25 protein-coding genes and 1 tRNA gene are annotated in these 19221 nt (G+C 58.6%); 12 read left to right on the forward strand and 14 right to left on the reverse strand.

Features of this window, described 5'->3' with window-relative positions; translation table 11 throughout:
* Nucleotides 1-23 precede the first annotated feature (23 nt).
* A complete protein-coding gene (locus tag ACXAGD_RS11360; protein WP_475210666.1) occupies nucleotides 24-596 on the forward strand; it encodes a hypothetical protein in 573 nt (190 codons plus the stop codon).
* 1 nt (nucleotide 597) lies between these two features.
* On the opposite strand, the gene ACXAGD_RS11365 is transcribed toward ACXAGD_RS11360, so the two are convergent.
* Entirely contained in the window at nucleotides 598-837 is a 240-nt protein-coding gene (locus tag ACXAGD_RS11365) for an Lrp/AsnC family transcriptional regulator (protein WP_170331970.1), read from the reverse strand.
* Nucleotides 838-992: 155 nt separating this feature from the next.
* Here ACXAGD_RS11365 and hisB point away from each other — a divergent pair, with 155 nt between their 5' ends.
* Both hisB and hisH read left to right on the forward strand, forming a co-directional pair.
* Nucleotides 993-1580 carry an imidazoleglycerol-phosphate dehydratase HisB gene (gene hisB / locus ACXAGD_RS11370; RefSeq protein WP_475210670.1) on the forward strand — a complete coding sequence of 196 codons (588 nt, stop codon included), beginning with the start codon at nucleotides 993-995 and terminating at the stop codon, nucleotides 1578-1580.
* Nucleotides 1581-2219: an imidazole glycerol phosphate synthase subunit HisH gene (gene hisH / locus ACXAGD_RS11375; RefSeq protein ID WP_475210673.1), complete on the forward strand. Its 639-nt coding sequence runs from the start codon at nucleotides 1581-1583 to the stop codon at nucleotides 2217-2219. It abuts the gene before it with no gap.
* 3 nt (nucleotides 2220-2222) lie between these two features.
* On the opposite strand, the gene ACXAGD_RS11380 is transcribed toward hisH, so the two are convergent.
* Nucleotides 2223-2621: a DUF2147 domain-containing protein gene (locus tag ACXAGD_RS11380; protein WP_475210675.1), complete on the reverse strand. Its 399-nt coding sequence runs from the start codon at nucleotides 2619-2621 to the stop codon at nucleotides 2223-2225.
* A 134-nt stretch (nucleotides 2622-2755) separates the two neighbouring features.
* On the opposite strand from ACXAGD_RS11380, the gene hisA reads away from it, so the two are divergent.
* Nucleotides 2756-3475 (forward strand): 1-(5-phosphoribosyl)-5-[(5-phosphoribosylamino)methylideneamino]imidazole-4-carboxamide isomerase, encoded by a 720-nt coding sequence (gene hisA, locus ACXAGD_RS11385; protein ID WP_475210678.1) that lies wholly within the window; start codon nucleotides 2756-2758, stop codon nucleotides 3473-3475.
* 1 nt (nucleotide 3476) lies between these two features.
* Here the strand turns inward: hisA and ACXAGD_RS11390 are convergent, their stop codons facing one another.
* The gene (locus tag ACXAGD_RS11390; RefSeq protein WP_170331973.1) at nucleotides 3477-3869 is read right to left on the reverse strand and encodes a DUF302 domain-containing protein; all 393 of its coding nucleotides are present in this window, start codon (nucleotides 3867-3869) and stop codon (nucleotides 3477-3479) included.
* Nucleotides 3870-4172: 303 nt separating this feature from the next.
* Here ACXAGD_RS11390 and ACXAGD_RS11395 point away from each other — a divergent pair, with 303 nt between their 5' ends.
* From ACXAGD_RS11395 to ACXAGD_RS11410, 4 genes are all read left to right on the forward strand, one after another.
* Complete coding sequence (locus ACXAGD_RS11395) at nucleotides 4173-6386, forward strand: transporter (protein WP_475210680.1); 2214 nt, start codon at nucleotides 4173-4175, stop codon at nucleotides 6384-6386.
* Between the two features lie 107 nt (nucleotides 6387-6493).
* A complete protein-coding gene (gene hisF, locus ACXAGD_RS11400; RefSeq protein ID WP_117872606.1) occupies nucleotides 6494-7255 on the forward strand; it encodes an imidazole glycerol phosphate synthase subunit HisF in 762 nt (253 codons plus the stop codon).
* A complete protein-coding gene (locus ACXAGD_RS11405; protein ID WP_475210683.1) occupies nucleotides 7252-7569 on the forward strand; it encodes a phosphoribosyl-ATP diphosphatase in 318 nt (105 codons plus the stop codon). The genes hisF and ACXAGD_RS11405 overlap by 4 nt, the downstream gene beginning before the upstream one ends.
* Nucleotides 7570-7641: 72 nt before the next feature.
* Nucleotides 7642-8208, forward strand: a complete 567-nt coding sequence (locus tag ACXAGD_RS11410; protein WP_475212574.1) for a hypothetical protein — start codon at nucleotides 7642-7644, stop codon at nucleotides 8206-8208.
* Here the strand turns inward: ACXAGD_RS11410 and ACXAGD_RS11415 are convergent.
* The 4 genes from ACXAGD_RS11415 to rlmB all read right to left on the reverse strand — a co-directional run bounded on the left by ACXAGD_RS11415 (nucleotide 8205) and on the right by rlmB (nucleotide 10495).
* Entirely contained in the window at nucleotides 8205-8675 is a 471-nt protein-coding gene (locus ACXAGD_RS11415; RefSeq protein ID WP_475210685.1) for a CoA-binding protein, read from the reverse strand. The genes ACXAGD_RS11410 and ACXAGD_RS11415 overlap by 4 nt on opposite strands.
* A 198-nt stretch (nucleotides 8676-8873) precedes the next feature.
* Nucleotides 8874-9326: a YHS domain-containing (seleno)protein gene (locus ACXAGD_RS11420; protein WP_475210687.1), complete on the reverse strand. Its 453-nt coding sequence runs from the start codon at nucleotides 9324-9326 to the stop codon at nucleotides 8874-8876.
* Nucleotides 9327-9432: 106 nt separating this feature from the next.
* A complete protein-coding gene (locus ACXAGD_RS11425) occupies nucleotides 9433-9741 on the reverse strand; it encodes a hypothetical protein (protein ID WP_475212576.1) in 309 nt (102 codons plus the stop codon).
* On the reverse strand, nucleotides 9722-10495 hold the full coding sequence (rlmB, locus tag ACXAGD_RS11430; protein ID WP_475210688.1) for a 23S rRNA (guanosine(2251)-2'-O)-methyltransferase RlmB: 774 nt from the start codon (nucleotides 10493-10495) through the stop codon (nucleotides 9722-9724). The genes ACXAGD_RS11425 and rlmB overlap by 20 nt, the downstream gene beginning before the upstream one ends.
* 116 nt (nucleotides 10496-10611) lie before the next feature.
* On the opposite strand from rlmB, the gene ACXAGD_RS11435 reads away from it, so the two are divergent.
* Nucleotides 10612-10695: transfer RNA gene (locus ACXAGD_RS11435), tRNA-Tyr, on the forward strand.
* A gap of 34 nt (nucleotides 10696-10729) precedes the next feature.
* On the opposite strand, the gene ACXAGD_RS11440 is transcribed toward ACXAGD_RS11435, so the two are convergent.
* The 4 genes from ACXAGD_RS11440 to ACXAGD_RS11455 form a co-directional block, all read right to left on the reverse strand.
* Complete coding sequence (locus ACXAGD_RS11440; protein WP_475210690.1) at nucleotides 10730-11848, reverse strand: alanine racemase; 1119 nt, start codon at nucleotides 11846-11848, stop codon at nucleotides 10730-10732.
* A complete protein-coding gene (locus ACXAGD_RS11445; protein ID WP_475210692.1) occupies nucleotides 11845-13092 on the reverse strand; it encodes a D-arabinono-1,4-lactone oxidase in 1248 nt (415 codons plus the stop codon). The genes ACXAGD_RS11440 and ACXAGD_RS11445 overlap by 4 nt, the downstream gene beginning before the upstream one ends.
* Before the next feature lie 87 nt (nucleotides 13093-13179).
* Nucleotides 13180-13701, reverse strand: coding sequence for a DUF2478 domain-containing protein (locus ACXAGD_RS11450; protein WP_475210693.1), 522 nt, complete (start codon nucleotides 13699-13701; stop codon nucleotides 13180-13182).
* A gap of 72 nt (nucleotides 13702-13773) precedes the next feature.
* Nucleotides 13774-14439, reverse strand: a complete 666-nt coding sequence (locus ACXAGD_RS11455; RefSeq protein WP_475210695.1) for an NnrU family protein — start codon at nucleotides 14437-14439, stop codon at nucleotides 13774-13776.
* 149 nt (nucleotides 14440-14588) lie between these two features.
* On the opposite strand from ACXAGD_RS11455, the gene ACXAGD_RS11460 reads away from it, so the two are divergent.
* Entirely contained in the window at nucleotides 14589-15251 is a 663-nt protein-coding gene (locus tag ACXAGD_RS11460) for a DNA-3-methyladenine glycosylase I (protein ID WP_475210696.1), read from the forward strand.
* Between the two features lie 41 nt (nucleotides 15252-15292).
* Nucleotides 15293-15979: a hypothetical protein gene (locus ACXAGD_RS11465; protein WP_475210698.1), complete on the forward strand. Its 687-nt coding sequence runs from the start codon at nucleotides 15293-15295 to the stop codon at nucleotides 15977-15979.
* A gap of 3 nt (nucleotides 15980-15982) precedes the next feature.
* Here the strand turns inward: ACXAGD_RS11465 and ACXAGD_RS11470 are convergent, their stop codons facing one another.
* A complete protein-coding gene (locus tag ACXAGD_RS11470) occupies nucleotides 15983-16387 on the reverse strand; it encodes a c-type cytochrome (protein WP_475210701.1) in 405 nt (134 codons plus the stop codon).
* Nucleotides 16388-16479: 92 nt separating this feature from the next.
* Between ACXAGD_RS11470 and ACXAGD_RS11475 the strand changes: the two genes are divergently transcribed.
* On the forward strand, nucleotides 16480-16917 hold the full coding sequence (locus ACXAGD_RS11475) for a DMT family transporter (RefSeq protein WP_475210704.1): 438 nt from the start codon (nucleotides 16480-16482) through the stop codon (nucleotides 16915-16917).
* Here the strand turns inward: ACXAGD_RS11475 and ACXAGD_RS11480 are convergent.
* Together ACXAGD_RS11480 and ACXAGD_RS11485 are read right to left on the reverse strand one after the other, a co-directional pair.
* Nucleotides 16901-17587: an ABC transporter ATP-binding protein gene (locus ACXAGD_RS11480; protein WP_475210707.1), complete on the reverse strand. Its 687-nt coding sequence runs from the start codon at nucleotides 17585-17587 to the stop codon at nucleotides 16901-16903. The genes ACXAGD_RS11475 and ACXAGD_RS11480 overlap by 17 nt on opposite strands.
* Nucleotides 17580-18875: a lipoprotein-releasing ABC transporter permease subunit gene (locus ACXAGD_RS11485; RefSeq protein ID WP_475210710.1), complete on the reverse strand. Its 1296-nt coding sequence runs from the start codon at nucleotides 18873-18875 to the stop codon at nucleotides 17580-17582. Before ACXAGD_RS11485 ends, ACXAGD_RS11480 begins: the two co-directional genes overlap by 8 nt.
* Nucleotides 18876-19221 lie beyond the last annotated feature (346 nt).

The raw sequence follows: 19221 nt of genomic DNA on the forward strand, positions 1-19221 counted from the left end.
TAGGAACTCAACAGAAGCAGCTTTTGCTCGATATTCTTGAAAACCTGCCGGGTTTGAGCTTTCTTGTGCTGTCCCGCGCAACTGATGACTTGCGAATGACGGGATGGATCGGAACCCTTTTGGCAGCGCTTGTGTGCCTTGCCTATCTGAGAAAGCTGATGCGCCCTCATCCGATCTTGCTTGGCATCAATCTGTTCATGGTTGCGATCACGCCGTTGATTGAAGGGCTGTTTCTGGTTGGCCACGGCAATATCGCTGACACAATGATCGGCAACATCGATTCTCTTGTTCTGGGCAGCGTGTTTGCGACTGGCCTATACCTGACCTTGTTTTCTCCTCGCGGGTTTCTGAGCTACGAACCCGAAACTGTGCCACAGATGCGAAAGCACTCTGCGGTTTTGCTAACCGTCAGCGCAGCCGGCTTTGCATGGTCACTGCTTGCAGGAGGAAATCACCTGTTGACGCTTGCGGTTCCGCTGATGGTGTTGTTCGGCTTGCTGCAACTGCTTCGCGCGGGTGCGATGGACAGGCAATCCAACAGCGGCACGGTCTTGGTTGTCGCGCCGCAATCCCCAACTTCGGATACAGTGATGTGATTCAGAACGCCTTAAAGGTCATCGTGGTCAAGGATCGCTCGATGTTCGGAATCACCAGCAGGTTTTCGTTGATGAAATGCCCCACATCCTCGGTTTCGGGGATGTAGAGTTTCAGCAGCAGGTCAAATTCTCCGCTGGTCGAATACAATTCGGAATGGATTTCGCGAAGGGCGATTTCTTCGGCCACCTTGTAGGTGGTACCGGGTTTGCAGCGGATTTGGATGAAAACGCAGGTGGACATGGGCCGGGCCTTGTTGGTTCGTGTTGCCTGCAGGCTGGCATGGCGGGCTGGCAGGCGCAATCCCCTGCAACAGTTTGCATGGAATGCGACAGGTGGTCTGGAAAAGCCCGCCCTTCCCCGTCTATAAGCGCGCCTGTAGCAAAAGGAATTCGCCCATGCGCAGCGCAAAGATCAGCCGTAAGACTGCCGAAACCGAGATCTCGGTCGAGGTCAATCTGGACGGCACCGGCCAGTATGACAACCAGACCGGCGTTGGCTTCTTTGACCATATGCTGGACCAGCTTGCGCGCCATTCATTGATCGACATGACGATCCGCGCCCAGGGCGATTACCACATCGACGACCACCACACAGTCGAGGACACCGGCATCGCGCTGGGTCAGGCTTTGACGCAGGCTTTGGGTGACAAAAAGGGCATCCGTCGCTACGGCGAGTGCCACCTGCCCATGGACGACGCGCAGGTGCGTTGTGCGCTGGATCTGTCGGCACGCCCGTTCCTAATCTGGAATGTGGAGCTGCCAACCCAGAAGATCGGCACATTCGACACCGAGCTGGTACGCGAGTTCTTTCAGGCGCTGAGCACCCATGGCGGTATCACGTTGCATCTCGACCAGTTGCACGGGTTCAACAGCCACCACATCGCCGAGGCTGCTTTCAAGGCCGTCGCCCGCGCCCTGCGGGATGCGGTTGAGACCGACCCGCGCAAAGCGGATGCGATTCCGTCCACTAAAGGCGCGCTGTAAATGCTGACCGCCATTATTGATTACGAGAGCGGCAACCTGCACTCGGCCGAAAAGGCGTTTCAACGCATGGCGCGCGAGATGGATGCTGGCGAAGTCGTCGTGACCTCGGACGCGGATGTAGTCTCGCGGGCTGATCGATTGGTACTGCCCGGTGACGGAGCTTTTCCCGCCTGCGCGGCTGAGCTGCGCGGCCACAAGGGCATATATGACGCGATGGTTGAGGCGGTCGAACAGAAAGGCCGCCCGTTTCTGGGCATCTGCGTCGGGATGCAGCTGATGGCCGCAAAGGGTCACGAATACACCGACACGGATGGTCTAGGCTGGGTCGCGGGCGACGTCGTGCGGATCGAACCTTCGGACCGGGCGCTAAAAGTCCCGCATATGGGCTGGAACGATCTGGTTCTGGAGTGCGAACACCCCGTATTTGATGGGGTGAATTCGGGCGACCACGCCTATTTCGTCCACTCCTACCATTTCCGCGTCAGTGAACCGGCACAGCGGCTGGCCTATGTGGACTATGGGCAAGAAGTCACGGCCGTGATCGGCCGTGATACGATGGTTGGGATGCAGTTCCACCCCGAAAAAAGCCAGGATGTCGGCCTGCGTATGATCGGGAACTTCCTGACCTGGGCTCCGTAGAGCTTATTGAATCCGCGTCCAGGTTTGTCCGCGGCAGACCAGACCACCCGCAACGCAACCTTTGACGGTCAGCTGGTTTTGGCTGTCGAGAGTCATTTTCGAGTTATAGGTCTTGTCCCGATCCGGCGCCCAGATCTTGCCGTTGGCATAGGTGCCGTCGCCCTCGGGCTCCATGTCCCAGATGATCTGTTTGCCAAGGTTTTCATACGCCAGCTGCTGATTGCCCGACTTGTCAAAGGCGCTGTCAATCGTGCCGCAAATGGCGCTTCCGCACGGAGCGATCGTGACGTGCAAGTAACCACCTTCGTCGCCCGGCTGCGTTTTCCACAGACCATCGGCGGGATCGGCCAAAGACGCGGTTGCCAGAACTGCAAAGCCTGCCGCAAGGGTAATTTTCTTCATGATATCCTCCCTGTTTTGCCGTCAGTCTGACGGGCGGAACCGCTGCGGGCAAGAATGACTTAGCGTCGCGTTGCATACCCTGCCCCGCTTGTGCGATATCCCGCGCGTGTAACACTGATATAGGGCCGCCGATCATGATCCTTTACCCCGCCATCGACCTCAAAGACGGCCAGGCCGTGCGCCTGCTGCGCGGAGAGATGGACAAGGCCACCGTGTTCAACGAAGACCCGGCGGCACAAGCCCGCGCCTTTGTCGATGCTGGCTGCGAATGGTTGCACCTTGTAGACCTGAACGGAGCCTTCGCAGGTGAACCGGTCAACGCAGCCCCAGTCGAGGCCATTCTGAAAGCCTGTGACGTGCCCGCGCAGTTGGGCGGCGGTATCCGCGATATGGCCACAATCGAAACCTGGATCGACAAAGGACTGGCCCGCGTGATTCTGGGTACTGTTGCGGTAGAAAATCCCGATTTGGTGCGAGAAGCCGCGCGGGCGTTCCCGGGCAAGGTCGCCGTAGGCATCGACGCCCGCAACGGCATGGTCGCCACCAAGGGCTGGGCCGAGGAAACTGATGTTCAGGTCACCGACTTGGCCCGCAGCTTCGAGGATGCGGGCGTGGCCGCCATCATCTATACCGACATCAACCGCGATGGTGCGATGCAGGGCCCGAATATTGAAGCCACAGCCGACCTGGCACGCGCCGTATCGATCCCGGTGATTGCATCAGGCGGCGTCAGCTCACTGAAGGATCTGATCGCACTTCGCGATTGCGGTGTGGAACTGAATGGCGCGATTTCCGGCCGGGCGCTCTATGATGGCGCGATTGACCTGAACGAAGCCATTCGCGCCCTGAGCTAAGTTACTGAGCGGCGACTGAGGTCAGCTTGGCCAACGCGCCGCGCATCTTTTCGATGACGGGGGATTTCTCGACGTCATCCAGCTCATCCATAGTTTCTTTCGGATCTTCATAGGCCAGCCAGACTTGGCCATTTTCATCCTCGTAGGCCTGCACTTTCAGCGGCAAGAACAGACCGGCGCGCGGGTCAATCTGCATGGCCGGTGTACCCAGCGCCGGGTTGCCGAAAATCAGAACCTGATTGGCCGGAATGGTCAGCCCGACCTTTTCAGCACCCGCAGCGTGATCGATACGCGCGAATACGGTCGCGCCCGCGTTGCCAACTGCCGCCTCAAGTGCATCCAACGCCTCGGACACCGATTTGTCGGTGTTTACCTTGATGATATCGTCTGCCATTGCTGTGACAGCTCCTCCAATTACAAAAGCCGTTGTCAAAAAGAGTTTGTGCATCTCATTGATCTCCTGATGAATTTGGGGACAGTTTTCACAGGTTTGAGAGATGTGGCAATCACAAGTCCGGCATCGGCGGGGCTTTGCCTGTTCTGCCGCACGCAGGCCCAACGCCTGTCCGAGCACCCGACAATCGATCTCAGATCGTAAACAATTCCGCACAATCACGATGAGTTTGCACCTATCAGCCGCAAAAAGGTCAAGATTCACCAATACGGCTAAACCGCAATCCTATGCCGGAGTTCCACCGTGTCCTATTCGAACGCATCGCAGCCAACAGCAGCTTGGCGCCTTTACGCTCCGGTCATCAGTTTTTGTGCATCCATTTTCGTCAGCGCAAGTCTGCTGTTCTTTGTTCAGCCGCTTTTTGCCAAGCTCGTTCTGCCTAAAATCGGCGGGACGCCTGCGGTTTGGACCACCGCGATGCTGTTTTTCCAGCTGATGCTGATCCTCGGGTATCTGTATGCCCATATGCTGACCCGCTGGTTCACTTTACGCTGGCAACTTGTAACGCATCTGGCCTTATGGCTGCTGGCGCTCGGATTTCTACCTCTGGCCACGCAGGAAGGTTGGAGGTTTGATTCCTCGCAATCCATCGCACTCCAAACGCTGTTGTTGTTTGCAGCGGGCGTAGGTGTTCCTTTCGCGGTCCTGTCCGCAAATGCGCCGCTGCTGCAGGCCTGGTATTCCCGATCCGGCGGGCCTTCGGCCAATGATCCCTATTTTTTGTATGCGGCCAGCAATGTCGGTTCACTGCTGGCGCTGCTGGCGTTTCCGCTGATAGCCGATCCTTTCTACGGCGCACGGGAAATCAGCCTGTTCTGGTCCATCGGATTTGTCATCTTCGGTGTATTGCTGGCCATTAGCGGCGTGATTGCGTTGCGCGGACCGTCAGGCGCCGCCCTTTCGCAAGAACACAGTGCGACCAGCCGCCCCCTGAGCACCAAAACAATTGCCACCTGGGTGTTCATTGCTTTTGTGCCCTCGTCGCTGATGCTGGCAACGACAACCAAACTCAGCATCGATCTCGGGTCCATCCCCCTGATCTGGGTTGTACCGCTGGCCACTTATATCCTGACCTTCATTCTGGCCTTCGCGAAACGGCAACCGAACACTCTGGAAAGCCTGAAAATCCCGGTTTTGTTCGCCATGGCAATTGGTGTGGCTCTGCTGTTCAGACTTGGGACCGCACAACTGCCATTGGCGGCGATGCTGGTCTATATCCCGCTGCTTTATCTGGTCGCCATGTTTGCGCACCGGCTGCTCTATGAGATGCGCCCCCCTGCCGAGCATCTGACGACCTTCTATCTTGCCCTCTCGGTCGGCGGGGCCTGCGGCGGATTGTTCAACTCGATCATCGCGCCTGCCGTGTTTGACCGAGAGATTGAGTTCGCCCTGACGCTGCTGGCGGCTGGCGGGCTGTTCCTGATCCAGTCTGGCACTTTCAAACTTCGCCAGGCTCTTCTGGGCGTTGCTGTGGCCACTCCGCTCGCTTTCGCGCTTAGCAAACTGAACGAAGGAACCGCGACGGATACAAATACGCTGCCGACGATCGCATCCACCATTCTGGTCGCCGCTGTGCTGCTATGCTTCAGAAGCAGACCGACACGGATGGCAGCGGCCCTTCTGGTGTTGTTGGTGCCAACCTTGATTCCAACGACCGATGTGCACTTCCGCGATCGCAGTTTTTTTGGAACACACGCAGTTTATGATCGCGACGGTTTTCGTGTCTACAAGAACGGCACCACGATCCATGGCGGGCAACGGCTGACCGCGCCCGGTGTTCGCCCCGTTGGGTCATCTTACTATCATCCGGAGGGTCCGATGGCCGAGGTTCTGACCTCGGAGTACGGGCAGAACGCTGACAAGATCGGCATCGTCGGTTTGGGGACCGGAGCGTTGGCTTGCTATCGGCAACCTCACCAAACCTGGGAATTCTTCGAGATTGATGAGACCGTCGACCGGATCGCCCGCGACCCGGCTCTGTTCACTTACATGTCAGAATGCACCCCCGAGTCGGTCACCCATTTGGGCGATGCGCGGATCGTATTGGCGCATGAAAAGTTCGCTTTCGATATTATGGTGTTGGACGCCTATAGCTCGGATGCCATTCCACTTCACCTAATCACTCTGGAAGCGATCCAGACTTACATGAGCCAATTGAACAAGCATGGTATCTTGGTCTTCCACATCTCTAACAAATACTATGATCTGGCCCCGCAACTGGCCCGAGCTGCGGAAACGCTTGGTCTGCACGCCGCGATTAAGTGGGGCACAGTCGACGAAGAAGCCCAGCGTCAGGGCGCTGCAAACTCACTTGTCGCAATCCTGAGCCGTGACGAAAGTCGCATTGGTGCATTCGTCGATACAGGTGCGTGGAGGCCCATGACCGCCGATGACCAAAACGCCTGGACCGACGACAAGGCTAACCTGCTTTCCGCGCTCAGGATGTTTGCGCAATAGAAACCAAGCGCTAAGCCACATTCGCTACGGTTGGGCGAATTGAAATCTCTCAGCTCTGGCATCAGCGGGCCATTGCCGCTAGAGGTGCGGCAACAAAGGATGCCGACATGCTGAAAACCCGCATCATTCCCTGTCTTGATGTTGCCGATGGCCGCGTGGTCAAGGGCGTGAACTTCGTTGGCCTGCGCGATGCGGGCGACCCGGTGGAATCGGCCAAGGCCTATGACGCCGCCGGCGCGGATGAGATCTGCTTTCTGGACATCCACGCCACCCATGAAAACCGCGGTACCATGTTCGACGTGGTTCAGCGCACGGCAGAACAGTGTTTTGTACCTTTAACCGTCGGTGGCGGCGTGCGCACCAAGGACGACGTGCGCGCCCTTCTTCTGGCGGGCGCGGACAAGGTCAGTTTCAACTCGGCCGCCGTGGCCAACCCGGATGTGATCGCGGAATCGGCGGATCAGTTCGGCAGCCAGTGCATCGTCTGTGCCATCGACGCCAAAACCGTCAGCCCCGGTAAGTGGGAGATTTTCACTCATGGCGGCCGCAAACCGACTGGCATCGACGCGGTGGAGTTCGCCAAAACCGTAGTAGCCAAGGGCGCGGGTGAGATTCTGCTGACCTCGATGGATCGCGACGGCACGAAGGCGGGGTTCAATCTGCCCCTGACCCGCGCGATTTCGGATGCGGTGGACGTGCCGGTGATCGCCTCGGGCGGCGTTGGCAACCTAGACCATCTGGTCGAAGGCGTGACCGAAGGCGGGGCCAGCGCCGTGCTTGCCGCCTCGATCTTCCATTTCGGCGAATACACGATCCGCGAGGCCAAGGAACACATGGCCGCCGCCGGCATTCCTATGAGGCTGACATGAGCATTCTTCACGATCTGGCCGCCACCATCGAGGTCCGTAAAGGCACTGACCCCGAGTCCAGTTGGACCGCCAAACTTTTGGCCAAAGGCCCCGAGAAATGTGCTGAGAAATTCGGGGAAGAGGCCGTGGAAGCCATCATCGAAGCCGTCAAGAACGACAAGGCCGGGCTGACGGCTGAGGCCGCGGATGTGCTTTATCACCTGCTGGTCATGTTGGCTGCACGGGACGTGGCACTGGATGATGTTCTGGCCGAACTGGCACGCCGTCAAGGTATCAGTGGAATCGCTGAAAAAGCCGCGCGCCCCAAGGGTTAAACCACGGGGTTCCGTCCCCTTGCCCGACCCACTATGATCGGTCTTCACGGTGCACAGATCGAAGGGCAAATGATGATCCGAGCTTTGGCCATTGTTCTGGCTCTTGTGACGCTAGGCGCGTGTTCAGCGCCTCCGCCCTCCACCGGGGATGAGGTGCAACGACTGGCAACCGAAATCCGCAGCCTTGGTCCCGATATCGACCCGGAGGAGGCCGACCGCGCCGCCCGCATCGCCTATTCCTATACCGCGCAATTGGTGCAGGAATATGAGATCACCGATCCTCCGCTGATCCATAACGCCAAGGTCAACAAGGGCCTGCGTCCGCGTGGGCTGTGCTGGCATTGGGCCGAGGATATCGAACGACGGCTGAAGCAAGAGAATTTCCAGACGCTGGACCTCCACCGCGCCATCGCGAACGCGGACAATCCGTTCAGAATCGACCACAGCACCGCCATCATCAGCCGCAAGGGCGAGACGATGTATGACGGCGTGGTGCTGGACCCGTGGCGCTATGGTGGAGTGTTGTTCTGGTCACCCTTGGTTGAAGACACGAAATACGAATGGGTGCCGCGCGAGGTCGTGCTGCAAAAGCGTCAGGCAGAACAATACGGCGAGCTCTTGCCCTATGCTGGCGGCTAGATTTTGGACGAGATAACGCCGGTGGCGAACCCGCCCATACGCAGCTCTCCAAACAGACGTTGATATTCGATCTTGGGACAGCGATTCATAATCACGTCCACGCCGCGCGCCTGTGCTTTGGCGGCGGCATCCGGGTGCTCTACACCGATTTGCATCCAGACCGTGCGCAGCTTCGGGAACGCGTCCAATGCCTCATCGACAATCGGCGGCACCGCTTCAGAGCGGCGAAAGATATCGACCATGTCCACCGGCTCGGAAATCTCGGACAGTGAGGCTCGGACGGTCTGACCAAAAAGCTCGGTCCCTGCATGGCCCGGATTGACCGGAATGACCGTGTACCCTTTCAATGATAGATACCGCGCAACGTAATAACTGGGCCGCACCGGATTCATCGATACGCCAACCACAGCGATCACTTTGGTGCGCTGCAGGATGTCTTTCAGAAAATCGTCAGAATAGTCGCTCATGCAGGCACCCTAATCCGGGTGCCACAAAGAAAAAAGCGCCCAGGTCGAACCTGAGCGCCAGTTGTTGGAACGAGGGACAGTGAAATGACCCGCGGCAGTTCCGTTCCGCGGTCACTGTGACATTTAGGCATAAGTTGAGAGAAAAAAAGAGGTCATGCGCATTTTTGTGATGACATGTCACAAAAAGCGGAACTCCGCCTATTGCTCGTACAGAACGACGGGCCAGTGCGCCTCGGCCATGCGGATGTATTCCGCCGTCGCCTCGCGCCACATCTCTTCGATTGCCTGCGAGTGGGTCAGGTACAAGCGGCCATCCACGACTTGCCACGCCATCGGGTCAGTACCGACCAGAGCGCCCTTTGCCATGGCATAAGCGCAATACCCGCCGAACTGGGGCGCAAAGGCGCGTGGATCACGCTCGAAAGCCTCACGGTTTTCATCTGTGGCAAAGTGCCATTCGGCCCCTTTCCACACCACCGCGTATTCCGGCTGACCTCGCACCGGGGTACCGCCCGCGAAATAGGACACCGGATCATACCCGGCCATAGCTGCACCGTTGGCCTCATAGTACAACGGCATCTCCTGTGCCAGCACAGCAGGGGAAAGTAGTGCTGCGGCTACAGTGCCAAAAAGGAAACGTCGGGTCAGCATAGCGGTTTTCGGGTTGCAAACATCAGGGTCTCAAGATGCAATTTTTGCGGTCCAGTGGAACCCCATTTAACGGGGTTGTGATCACCTGTGTCGCCCGAACGTCACGTCAGTCGAAGATATCTTCTATGACGTCCCATGCTTCATCGAACACGCGTGAGAACATGCTCTTCTTCTTTTTCTGTTTCTTTTTCTTACCGACGACGTTTGCAGCGTTCCGTCTTGCCTTGCCTTCGGTCAGTTTGCGTTTCGGCACCATCTTTAGGTCATGCAACGGTGCACCGCAGCTTGAGCAACTGAGTTCGTGGCGTTGCTGCCCCTTCAGAACCAGGGCAGCACGGGTCCCGCAATAACAGCAGGTGGCGATTTTCGACGGGCTGGGAATGGGGCTCTCCTGTCTATCTATGCCTTGAGGCATATAGGGCAATTGCGGCAGCATTTGAGACGTTGAGCGAGCCAAAGCCGCCGGATGCGTCGATTTTCACCAACCGATCAACAGTTTCCTTGGTTTTTTGTCGCAACCCCGGCCCCTCGGCACCCAGCACCAGCGCGACAGGCTGATCCAGTTTTCCACCCAAAGTCGTTTCGATGGTGTCTTCGGCCTCACCATCCAAACCCAGCACCAGAAAGCCCATGTTCTGCAATTCCGCGATCGCGTCCGCCAGATTGCGGACCCGCAGATAAGGCTGACGCTCCAATGCACCGCTTGCCGTCTTTGCCAGCGCACCCGTTTCCGGGGCCGAGTGATGCCGCGTGCCAATCACCGCGCTCGCCCCCAGAACCTCGGCCGATCGCAGAATCGCCCCGACGTTGTGAGGGTCGGTCACGCGATCCAGAAGAATCACGCGGGGATGTTCGCGCCCGATGCAATTCTCGGCCAACCCGCCCCAATCCAACGGTTTAACTTCAAGCGCTGCACCCTGATGGACAGAACCCGGATCAATCGGCGCGGTGAATTTGCGCGGATCGACCATCTCTGCCTCAACCCCTGAAAAATCAATCGCTTCGGACAGTTTGTCTTGCGCGTTTCGTGTTACGATAAGGCGCAATTTCTGCCGTTTGGGGTTCATCAACGCATCGCGCACGGCGTGCAGACCAAACAGCCAGACGGTTTCGGCAGCAGCTGCTTTGCGCGCCTGTTCCTTTTCAACGACCCACTTGGGTTTCTTCATTTCTTGGGCCTCCGGGCCGGGAATTCGGTTTCCTGCGTCAAAGCGGTATTTTCCTGTTGACGCTCCTTTAGAGCGCTAGTAATCACGCCTCCACGTCAGGTGCAACGTCTGACTGTGGGCGACAGGCCGCAAGGTGTGGCAGGGGACTGTAACTCCCTCGCGGAGACGCACGCCTGGTTCGATTCCAGGGTCGCCCACCATCTTCCTCAGATGGTGACAAAGTGCAACAGGCCGTTAAATCGGCAGGCATTCCCATTCTTCAACCACCTGATTGCCCCGCACGGCCAGCATGTTTCCGAACTGGTTCAGCACCGCCTCGCTTTGGGTTGGACGCAGCAGGGCGATGTCGCCGGGTACGACTGTGGCTGAACGCGGCCCCGTCCAGACCTCTTGATTGCTGGACCGGCCAAAGATCGACGAATATCCAAATCCCTTCGGGAAAACCGGCCCCGCCAGAAAATGCCCACCAAACACTGCGAGGTCTGTCTTGTTTCGCGGCAAAAACTCCAACCCGGGCAGAGGATTAGCGGGCATTACCTTGAGAATCGGTGTGGCGATGAAAGCTGCAGGCTGGAACCCCTGCGCCGAGTCGTGGTCGAAATCACTCGGCTTGACCAGAACGGATCCGAAGGCGATCTCAGTCGCACCACTCCCCGCCCCATAGGACTGAAAGGTCAGGCTGCCGCCGGTATTCAGGCACAGCCCTTCCCCACCATTGGGCAAACCGGAAATCGCTAGCCGATAGGCGTCCGCGCTTATCTGGGTAGCGCGCTTTTTCAAGAAACCCGGCAGCTTGGCCAGATGGGCTTCGTACCCCATGGTGCCCGACAGGCGCGCGTTGGGGTTGCCGGCAATCTCCCGCGCGATATCTGCGACCTGTTCCGGCTGAAATCCACCGCGATGCAGACCGATATCAACTTCAAGCGACAAACGAAGGGCGGACTGCCTATCTGCCGCAAGCGCCAGATAGTCCCGCAACCGTTCCGGCGTGTCGATCAGCCACTGAACGCGCGCCGCAGCATCCGGGCACCCAGCCAGAACCCGAGCGGCCGAACGGACAGGCAGCGGCTTACCGATCAAGTGATCAGTCTTAGGCTCGGCCTGCAAAAGTGCCAGCAACATCGGCTCGGAAAAGGTCATCAGACCCGAGGTCGAAATCCGCGCCCGGATGTGATCCAACAGCGGCAGACAGGGCAGAGATTTGGCGACAAGACGTAGATCCAACCCGACATCGGCCCCACTGATGGCAAGGGCACAGTTCGCCTCCAGACGATCAAGATCGACCACGATGACAGGTTTATCCACACCATAGGTCCGCAGCGTTTCGGACAGGGTTTGCAAGTATTCAGTCATGGTCGAAACAATTTGGCCAAAGCGGGGGTCAGGAACTTGCCGCCGGGATCAAACTGCTCCCGCAGCGCACAGAAGCGATCGAAGTCCGGGTATATGCCCGACAGTTCCTTATAAGTCAGACTGTGCATCTTACCCCAGTGCGGACGCCCTCCCGCCTCGACAAACAAAGGCTCCAACGCTTCGAAATACCGGCTGTGGTCTTCGGCCGCGTCTGTATGCACGGCTATCGAAATGCGTGACCCACCTTGAAACGGAGACAGACAAGCCGTGTCGCCAGCCGTCTGGCGCACCTCGATCGGGAAATAGATATCCTTATGATCGCGGTGCAATCGGGTGATGACCTCTTGCAACACATCTCCGGCTACGCCGGGCGGCAGGTGGTATTCCATCTCTTTGAAACGAATGTGACGGTCGCTGCACAATACCCGCCAGCTCTCACCAACATAATCCTCGTCCGATTGCGCAAGGGTCAACAGCTTCAACAGCGCGCTGCGCAAACCAGCGCTGAGCTTGCCTGCATTGCGCGCGAGTTTCAGCACCTTGACGGCGATCATATCCAGATCGCGCGGTGCCGTTCCCTCGGGTGCGTCAGACAGCTCGTGGCGAATTTCAACGGCTTTACCGGTGAAGGGGATATAAAAAAATTCGAAATTCCGATTCTCGGCCCAGTTTTGGTGCATGTTGGCCAGACTGTCCTGTAGATCAGCCAGACACACCCGACGGCGCAGGTTGTATTTTGGCACGACCGAGATTTGCGTCTCGGTCAGAATGCCCAGCATCCCCAATGTGACCTGTGCCATCTCAAGCGGGATGTCGTCGGTGGACAGTACATCCCCGGCCGCAGTGATCAGCTTCGCGGCGGTAATCTCGGCCGAGAGACAGGGTAGCGTGCTCCCGGTTCCGTGCGTCGCGGTGGATGCCGCCCCGGCCAGCGATTGCGCGTTGATGTCGCCAAGATTGCGAAAGGCCAGCCCCTGTTCGGCCAGTGCCGGAGACAGATCCCGCAGCCGCGCATTTGCATTGACCCAAATCCGGTCACCGTCCCTGTCGCCCAGCGTTGGCATGTTCAGTTTGGAAAGGCCCAGAATCCGGTCCCCACCTGCAACGATGGGAGTAAACGAATGCCCAGCGCCCACAACGCGAAGACTTGGTGATTCTGCCATCACCCGCTGCAACTCGGCAATAGAGTTGGGATGGGTGATCGCCGTTTCGGCACGCTGGTTGCCGGCCCAGTTGATCCACATATGCTGCCTCCTCCGGGGTCAGAGGATTGCAGCAGACACTTTTTGAAACAAGTCAGGTTTACAGAGAGTTACCCAACGAAACTTGCGTCAGGCAGCGGCTGCGCGCTGCGCCGTGACACGGTCAAACCATTCGGTCACGGCCTCGACGCTTGGGGCAATCTGTTCAGCCGCACCGCCGGTAAATTCCTGAAACTTTTCGGTGTTCAGGCCGTTCACGCCGACCAATACCGGGATATCCTGCGCCAGCGCCTCGGCAATCACGGGGCGGAACCCGCGTCCGTCAGCCTCGTGCTTGCCGAACTTGTTGATAATCAGCAGCTGCGGTGCGTCTTCCAGCGAGTTGGTGACGTACCCCACCGCCTGCTCCAACGCCGCCGGGTCCAGGCGACAACCGCGCGCGTGCTCGCCAAGGGACTGCGAGATACGAATGGTCTCTCCGTCTGGCAAAACCCGCACGTCCATGTCGCATTTGCTGTTGTCGGCGCATTCGGTGTTGGTCTGAACCACACCAGCCAGACGGGCACCGTTGGTTTGTAAACGCTCGGCAACCGCGCTCAGCAGGAGGTCGGTTGCGCCGCGTTCGGTGGTCGTGACATAGGCCAGATACATTGAAAGACCCTCTTAGTCCAAAAGTGTGACGTTCCAGATAGCACGCAAGACCCTGCGCGGCCACTCCCAGCGTTAAGGTAAAGGGGATAGGCCAATCACAGGTGCGTGCAGGTGAAGCAGAGCCGCAAAGGCGGCAAGTGAAACCAGCCCGATCCAAAGACCGGGCCAGGGGCGCGGAGCCCGCAGTGAAAACCGTGCGGTATTGCGAGACAGTCGTGTCCATTCGATCCCCATATCGCGCGCCTTGCGTCGATCGATCAGGGCCATGCCCAGCGCTGCAAAACCCGCGAACAGACCGAACAGGATGACGTGTGACAGGCTGCCATTGGCCAACAGATGCGCCAGCGCCCACAGCATGAGTGCCGCCAGCAAAGGATGACGGGTCGTGCGCAAGATACCGGGGCTTTCGGGATCGAACGGGCGATGCCCCAACCCGCCGAATGAAAACGGGTTCTGGATCGTCATCCCTGCCAGGGCCAGCCAGCATACGACCGGCATCACCAGCAGCGGCACCCAGCGCAGAACGGCAAGCGGTGGGATTACCTCGACATATGGCGCCTGTGCAGCGGCGACGATCAGCCAGCCGAGCACAATCAGCGACAAAACGGAATAGGCAGCGAAATAGCCCCTGCGCCCCATCACCTCGATCAATCGGCCGCGCATCGCAGGCCGCGCCGGAATCATGTGCGTCAGCAAAAATGTGACAAGTGCAGCAAGGAAAAGGCCCCAACCCAACATGGTAGTCTCCGTAAGTGGTGCCCCGGTTTAAGCCCTGGTGGCAAAGCGGTCTTTGTCCGAAATCAAGTCGGACGATCAAAGCTATTCCGCCCCGAACCAGTGCTTGCAACCCGGCAGCGAACACGCGACCCTGCTGTCGGAGGATCCCGATGCACCATTTCGATGACATCTACAACATGGCCGCAGACCGCCACGGTGGGGCAACCGCCTTGGAGTCAAAGCTGAGCAAACCCAAAAGCGAGGCCGAACTTGCCGCCATGCCGGATGATCGTTGGCTATCGATCATTACCAAGTGCATCTTTCAGGCTGGGTTCAACTGGAAGGTCATCGAAAGTAAATGGGACGGGTTCGAGACCGCCTTTGAAGGCTTCGACGTTGGCCGCTGCGCCTTTATGGATGATGAGAAGTTTGACGCCCTGCTGCAGGACACCCGCATCGTGCGTAATGGAACCAAGATTGCCACCGTCCGGGATAATGCAGCCTTCCTGCTGGAACTGCGACAAGAGGGCGGTGTCGGTCAGATTCTGGGTGGCTGGCCTTCTACCGACTACATTGGCCTTCTGGCAATGCTAAGTAAACGCGGGTCGCGGCTGGGCGGGGCCTCGGCCCAATACGCCATGCGCTTTGCCGGTCGCGACAGTTTCATCCTGTCGCAGGATGTCACCGCTCGGCTGATTGCAGAGGGTGTGGTCGACAAGGCCCCAAGTTCGAAAAAGGCAATGGCAGCTGTGCAGGACGCCTTTAACGGATGGATGGACCAATCCGGACGGTCGCTGACGGAAATTAGCCGCGTATTGGCGATGAGCCTGTGAAAATCGGTTGCAGAGCAAGCGCTTCAGACTAGGCTTTGAACATGGCTTGGCGCATTTTGATGACGTTTCTTTTACTGCTCGCCTCCTGCGGTCGTCCGTTGACGGATCAGGAGCGCGCCTTTGCAGGAGCGGTTCAGGGTGAAACACTGAATTTGGACCGCGTGCGTCTGGTCGAAGGCGCCCCGGTCGCGCCGATCACCTTCTACCGCAAAGAACGTCCTCGCCTCGCCTGCCGTGAACGTATCCTACCGCCCCCAACCGAGGGCGTCGTTACTGCAAAACCCGCCGCCGTCGCCCTGTTCAACAAGGTTTATTTCACACGCGACTGGTATCTTGAGGACTATATGTCCGACTTCCCCGAGCAAATGAACCTGATTGCGGCCATGCTGCTGGCGCATGAATTGACCCATGTTTGGCAATGGCAGAACCGGGAAACCACCGGTTACCACCCGCTGCGGGCAGCGGCCGAACATGGGGGCAACAAGGACCCGTATCTGTTCGACATCGAAACCTCGTCCGATTTCCTGTCGTACGGGTTTGAACAACAGGGCGCGATTGTCGAAGAATATGTATGCTGCCGGGCGCTGGATCCCAAAGCCCCCCGCACCCAACGCCTGCATGACATGCTTGATGTACATTTCGATCTGTCAGCCTTGCCGGATCAACCGCGCGAACGCGATATCGTAATCCCGTGGGCTGGGGCTGAAATCGAAGGGATTTGCCGCTAGGCTCTACTGCCCTTGCAATGTCTCCAGATAGGCGACCAGATCCACAATCGGTTGGCTGGTCAGAATCGGCTGCCCCTCGGGTGTTTTCATTGAGGTGTCCTGACCATCGAAATAAGGCCCATAGACCGGCATCGGACTACCGTGGCTGACCAGCGGGTCGCGCCCATCAATCCGCGCCACGACGCGTGCTGTTGGGAACACGCCGTCTTCTCCGGCCAGTTTGGTCAGGTCAACCGGTTGAATGACCAGCACACCAGCCATCGGGCCATGCCCGGTTGCGTCTATTCCGTGGCACGTCGCGCAGTAGTGCTGATACAGTTCTGCTCCCGTCTCGACATCCTGAGCACCAGCTTGTGAAGCAAGCGCCAACAAGCCAATTGAAACTGCATTCCGTATCGGTCCGTTCATCGCATCCTCCTGCCCTGATTAACATTTACAGGCTTGCCCGAGGGCCAGCTTGCCGCAATGATCCAGATCAACGCAGTAGGAGGATACCGGCGATGACACAATACGCAGCGATCATGCTGGCCGCCGGGATTGGCGTGCCGATCCTTGCGGCGCTGAATGCAGCTTTGGGCCGTTTGATCGGATCGCCAACCACCGCCGCTGTCGTGCTGTTTGCCATAGCCTTCGGCGCGTCAGCCCTGGTGATGATCCTGTTTCCGGGGTTCGGGGCCCTGTCCAAAGTCGCGCAGGCACCGAAACATCTGCTGCTGGCCGGCGTCCTGATCGCGTTCTACGTGTTGTCAATCACCCATGTCGCCCCGCATTTCGGCGTCGGCAACGCGGTGTTCTTTGTTCTGCTTGGGCAGTTGATCAGCACCGCCGCCATCGATCATTTCGGCCTGTTCGGAGCACAAGTCACTCCACTGACATGGGTGCGCGCGGGCGGGATCGCCGTGATGGCCGCAGGGGTCGCCATCACTCAACTGGCTTAAGCGCGCCCCCGTCCAACCGCAGTTTGCGATCCATCCGGGCCGCCAGATCCATGTTGTGCGTGGCGATCAATGCCGAAAGCCCCTCGTCCCGAACCAGTGCCATCAGCGCGTCGAACACCTGATCCGAGGTCTCGGGATCCAGATTACCCGTCGGCTCATCCGCCAGTAGGACCCGCGGTTTGTTGGCCAACGCCCGGCAGAATGCCACTCGCTGCTGCTCACCCCCGGACAGGGCCGCAGGCCGGTGATCTGCACGCGGAGCCACGCCAACGCGATCCAGTAGAGCCATCGCCCTGTCCTGCGCCGCCTTTTCGGACACACCGTTGGCCAGTTGCGGCAGGGTGATATTCTCCAACGCGGTGAATTCGGGAAGCAGATGGTGGAACTGATAGACAAACCCCACGTCCTGCCGACGCCGAGCAGTGCGGGTCCTGTCACCCTTGCCCGTCACATTCTGCCCGGCAATTTCAACCGACCCCTCATCGGGTGTGTCCAGCAGGCCAGCAATGTGCAGCAGGGTGGATTTGCCCGCGCCCGAGGGCGCAACCAGCGCTACCGCCTCACCCGCGCGCAAGTCAAGATCGGCGCCGCGCAGCACCTGAACCTCGCCGGGTGTGCCTTTCAGATAGGTTTTGGTCAGACCGTTCAGCCGCATCGTCACATCATTCATAGCGCAGCGCCTCAACCGGGTTCAGCCGCGCCGCGCGGCGGGCGGGGAAATAGGTGACAAAGAAGGACAGGCCCAACGACAACCCGATGGCCTTGAGTACATCCGACAGGTGCAATTCGGCGGGCAAAGCGTAGATGCCGCGAATAGACGGGTCCCAGACACCTCCGCCCATGACGAAGTTCACAAAGCTGAAAATCGGGTCGATATAAATCGCGAAGAGGCACCCCAGGATCACGCCCATCACCGTGCCGATGATGCCGGTGAACGCGCCGCAGATGAAGAATACCCGCAGGACCGAGCCTTCGCTTAAACCGATGGTGCGCAGGATGCCGATATCGCGGCCCTTGTTTTTCACCAGCATAATCAGGCCCGAGACGATGTTCATCGCCGCGATAAGTACGAGGATCGACAAGATGATGAACATCACGTTGTCTTCGACTTCCAACGCCCGCAAAAACCCACCCGAGGCGTCCTGCCATGTCCAGATCTGACTACGCTCGCCTGCGGCCTCAAGGATAGGGATCAGGGTCGGGCTTAGTTCCTCGGGACGTTCGACCATCACCTCGATCTCATCGGCCACGCCTTCGCGGTTGAAAAAGACCTGCGCCTGCTCGAACGGCATATAGACCCGCGTGCGGTCAATGTCATAGCGCCCGGCCGAGAACACATAGACGACCTTGTATGCGCTGACGCGCGGCGAGGTGCCAAAAGCGGTCTTCACTCCGTTGGGCGAGGTCAGCTTGACCGTGTCCCCGACTGTGGCACCGATGCTGCGCGCCACGCCCGAGCCGATAGCGATGACGAACTCGTCATTCTGAAATTCGGACAAATCGCCTGCCGCCTGTTCACTTTCAGCAATGCCCGGCAGGTCCAACAGATCGTCGGGCTGTATGCCGAACACCTCAACTCCGCTGCTGCGCTCGCGATTGGTGATCAGCACCTGACCTTTGACCAAGGGCGCCGCACGGACCACGCCGGGCACCTGCGCGATGCGTTCGGCCACGCCGTCAAAATCCTCGATCGTGCGATCCAGCCTCCCCTGCGCATCGAGACTGCCCGCCGAATAGATCGTAACATGCGCGTTGGCCCCCAGAATGGTGCCCACGAATTCCGACCGGAACCCCGACCGCACGGCCAACGTGGCAATCAAAGCAAAAACGGCCAGTGTAATCCCAATCAGCGAAATCCACGTCATCACGCTCACGCCGCCTTCGGCCTTGCGGGCGCGCAGGTATCGCCAGGCGATTTTCCATTCGAATGGGGCAAAGGGCGGGGGCGTCTTGGCCATGTCTGCTCCGGGCTTTTTTGTTCGGCGCGACCCTTTCGGCATTTCACCGGATGGTCAAGCTGGTTATGCGGGCCCCGCCCCGGGCTGAGCGGACTGGCGTCCAGTTTGGGGCGCGTTGCAGGGCGAATCACTTTTGAAATCGGATTGTGCGCTCTGGCAAAAGGTGATGGCGGAACCTGCGGTTACACCCTTAGTTGTGATACCGTTCACAGACAAACTCCGATTGTTTCAGCTATGAAGTCAATACGGTCGTTGCGTGAGGTACTGAACTCAATTTGCAACATTCGTTAAGCAATATTATTTCGCCTTTTGCTTATTTTCAGAAACTTTGTCACCCTAGGATTAA

This window comes from Ruegeria sp. ABF4_144 (assembly GCF_056160045.1).

Excerpts from the sequence above, each read along its gene's own strand:
- ACXAGD_RS11390 (WP_170331973.1), bottom strand. The coding sequence starts at position 3,869 with ATGGCAGACGATATCATCAAGGTAAACACCGACAAATCGGTGTCCGAG.
- ACXAGD_RS11470 (WP_475210701.1), bottom strand. The coding sequence starts at position 16,387 with ATGAACGGACCGATACGGAATGCAGTTTCAATTGGCTTGTTGGCGCTT.
- ACXAGD_RS11475 (WP_475210704.1), top strand. The coding sequence starts at position 16,480 with ATGACACAATACGCAGCGATCATGCTGGCCGCCGGGATTGGCGTGCCG.
- ACXAGD_RS11415 (WP_475210685.1), bottom strand. The coding sequence starts at position 8,675 with ATGAGCGACTATTCTGACGATTTTCTGAAAGACATCCTGCAGCGCACC.
- hisA (WP_475210678.1), top strand. The coding sequence starts at position 2,756 with ATGATCCTTTACCCCGCCATCGACCTCAAAGACGGCCAGGCCGTGCGC.
- ACXAGD_RS11365 (WP_170331970.1), bottom strand. The coding sequence starts at position 837 with ATGTCCACCTGCGTTTTCATCCAAATCCGCTGCAAACCCGGTACCACC.
- hisH (WP_475210673.1), top strand. The coding sequence starts at position 1,581 with ATGCTGACCGCCATTATTGATTACGAGAGCGGCAACCTGCACTCGGCC.
- ACXAGD_RS11450 (WP_475210693.1), bottom strand. The coding sequence starts at position 13,701 with ATGTATCTGGCCTATGTCACGACCACCGAACGCGGCGCAACCGACCTC.
- ACXAGD_RS11465 (WP_475210698.1), top strand. The coding sequence starts at position 15,293 with ATGGCTTGGCGCATTTTGATGACGTTTCTTTTACTGCTCGCCTCCTGC.
- ACXAGD_RS11455 (WP_475210695.1), bottom strand. The coding sequence starts at position 14,439 with ATGTTGGGTTGGGGCCTTTTCCTTGCTGCACTTGTCACATTTTTGCTG.
- ACXAGD_RS11425 (WP_475212576.1), bottom strand. The coding sequence starts at position 9,741 with ATGCCTCAAGGCATAGATAGACAGGAGAGCCCCATTCCCAGCCCGTCG.
- ACXAGD_RS11410 (WP_475212574.1), top strand. The coding sequence starts at position 7,642 with ATGATCCGAGCTTTGGCCATTGTTCTGGCTCTTGTGACGCTAGGCGCG.
- ACXAGD_RS11420 (WP_475210687.1), bottom strand. The coding sequence starts at position 9,326 with ATGCTGACCCGACGTTTCCTTTTTGGCACTGTAGCCGCAGCACTACTT.
- rlmB (WP_475210688.1), bottom strand. The coding sequence starts at position 10,495 with ATGAAGAAACCCAAGTGGGTCGTTGAAAAGGAACAGGCGCGCAAAGCA.
- ACXAGD_RS11480 (WP_475210707.1), bottom strand. The coding sequence starts at position 17,587 with ATGAATGATGTGACGATGCGGCTGAACGGTCTGACCAAAACCTATCTG.
- hisB (WP_475210670.1), top strand. The coding sequence starts at position 993 with ATGCGCAGCGCAAAGATCAGCCGTAAGACTGCCGAAACCGAGATCTCG.
- ACXAGD_RS11380 (WP_475210675.1), bottom strand. The coding sequence starts at position 2,621 with ATGAAGAAAATTACCCTTGCGGCAGGCTTTGCAGTTCTGGCAACCGCG.
- hisF (WP_117872606.1), top strand. The coding sequence starts at position 6,494 with ATGCTGAAAACCCGCATCATTCCCTGTCTTGATGTTGCCGATGGCCGC.
- ACXAGD_RS11460 (WP_475210696.1), top strand. The coding sequence starts at position 14,589 with ATGCACCATTTCGATGACATCTACAACATGGCCGCAGACCGCCACGGT.
- ACXAGD_RS11440 (WP_475210690.1), bottom strand. The coding sequence starts at position 11,848 with ATGACTGAATACTTGCAAACCCTGTCCGAAACGCTGCGGACCTATGGT.
- ACXAGD_RS11485 (WP_475210710.1), bottom strand. The coding sequence starts at position 18,875 with ATGGCCAAGACGCCCCCGCCCTTTGCCCCATTCGAATGGAAAATCGCC.
- ACXAGD_RS11445 (WP_475210692.1), bottom strand. The coding sequence starts at position 13,092 with ATGTGGATCAACTGGGCCGGCAACCAGCGTGCCGAAACGGCGATCACC.
- ACXAGD_RS11405 (WP_475210683.1), top strand. The coding sequence starts at position 7,252 with ATGAGCATTCTTCACGATCTGGCCGCCACCATCGAGGTCCGTAAAGGC.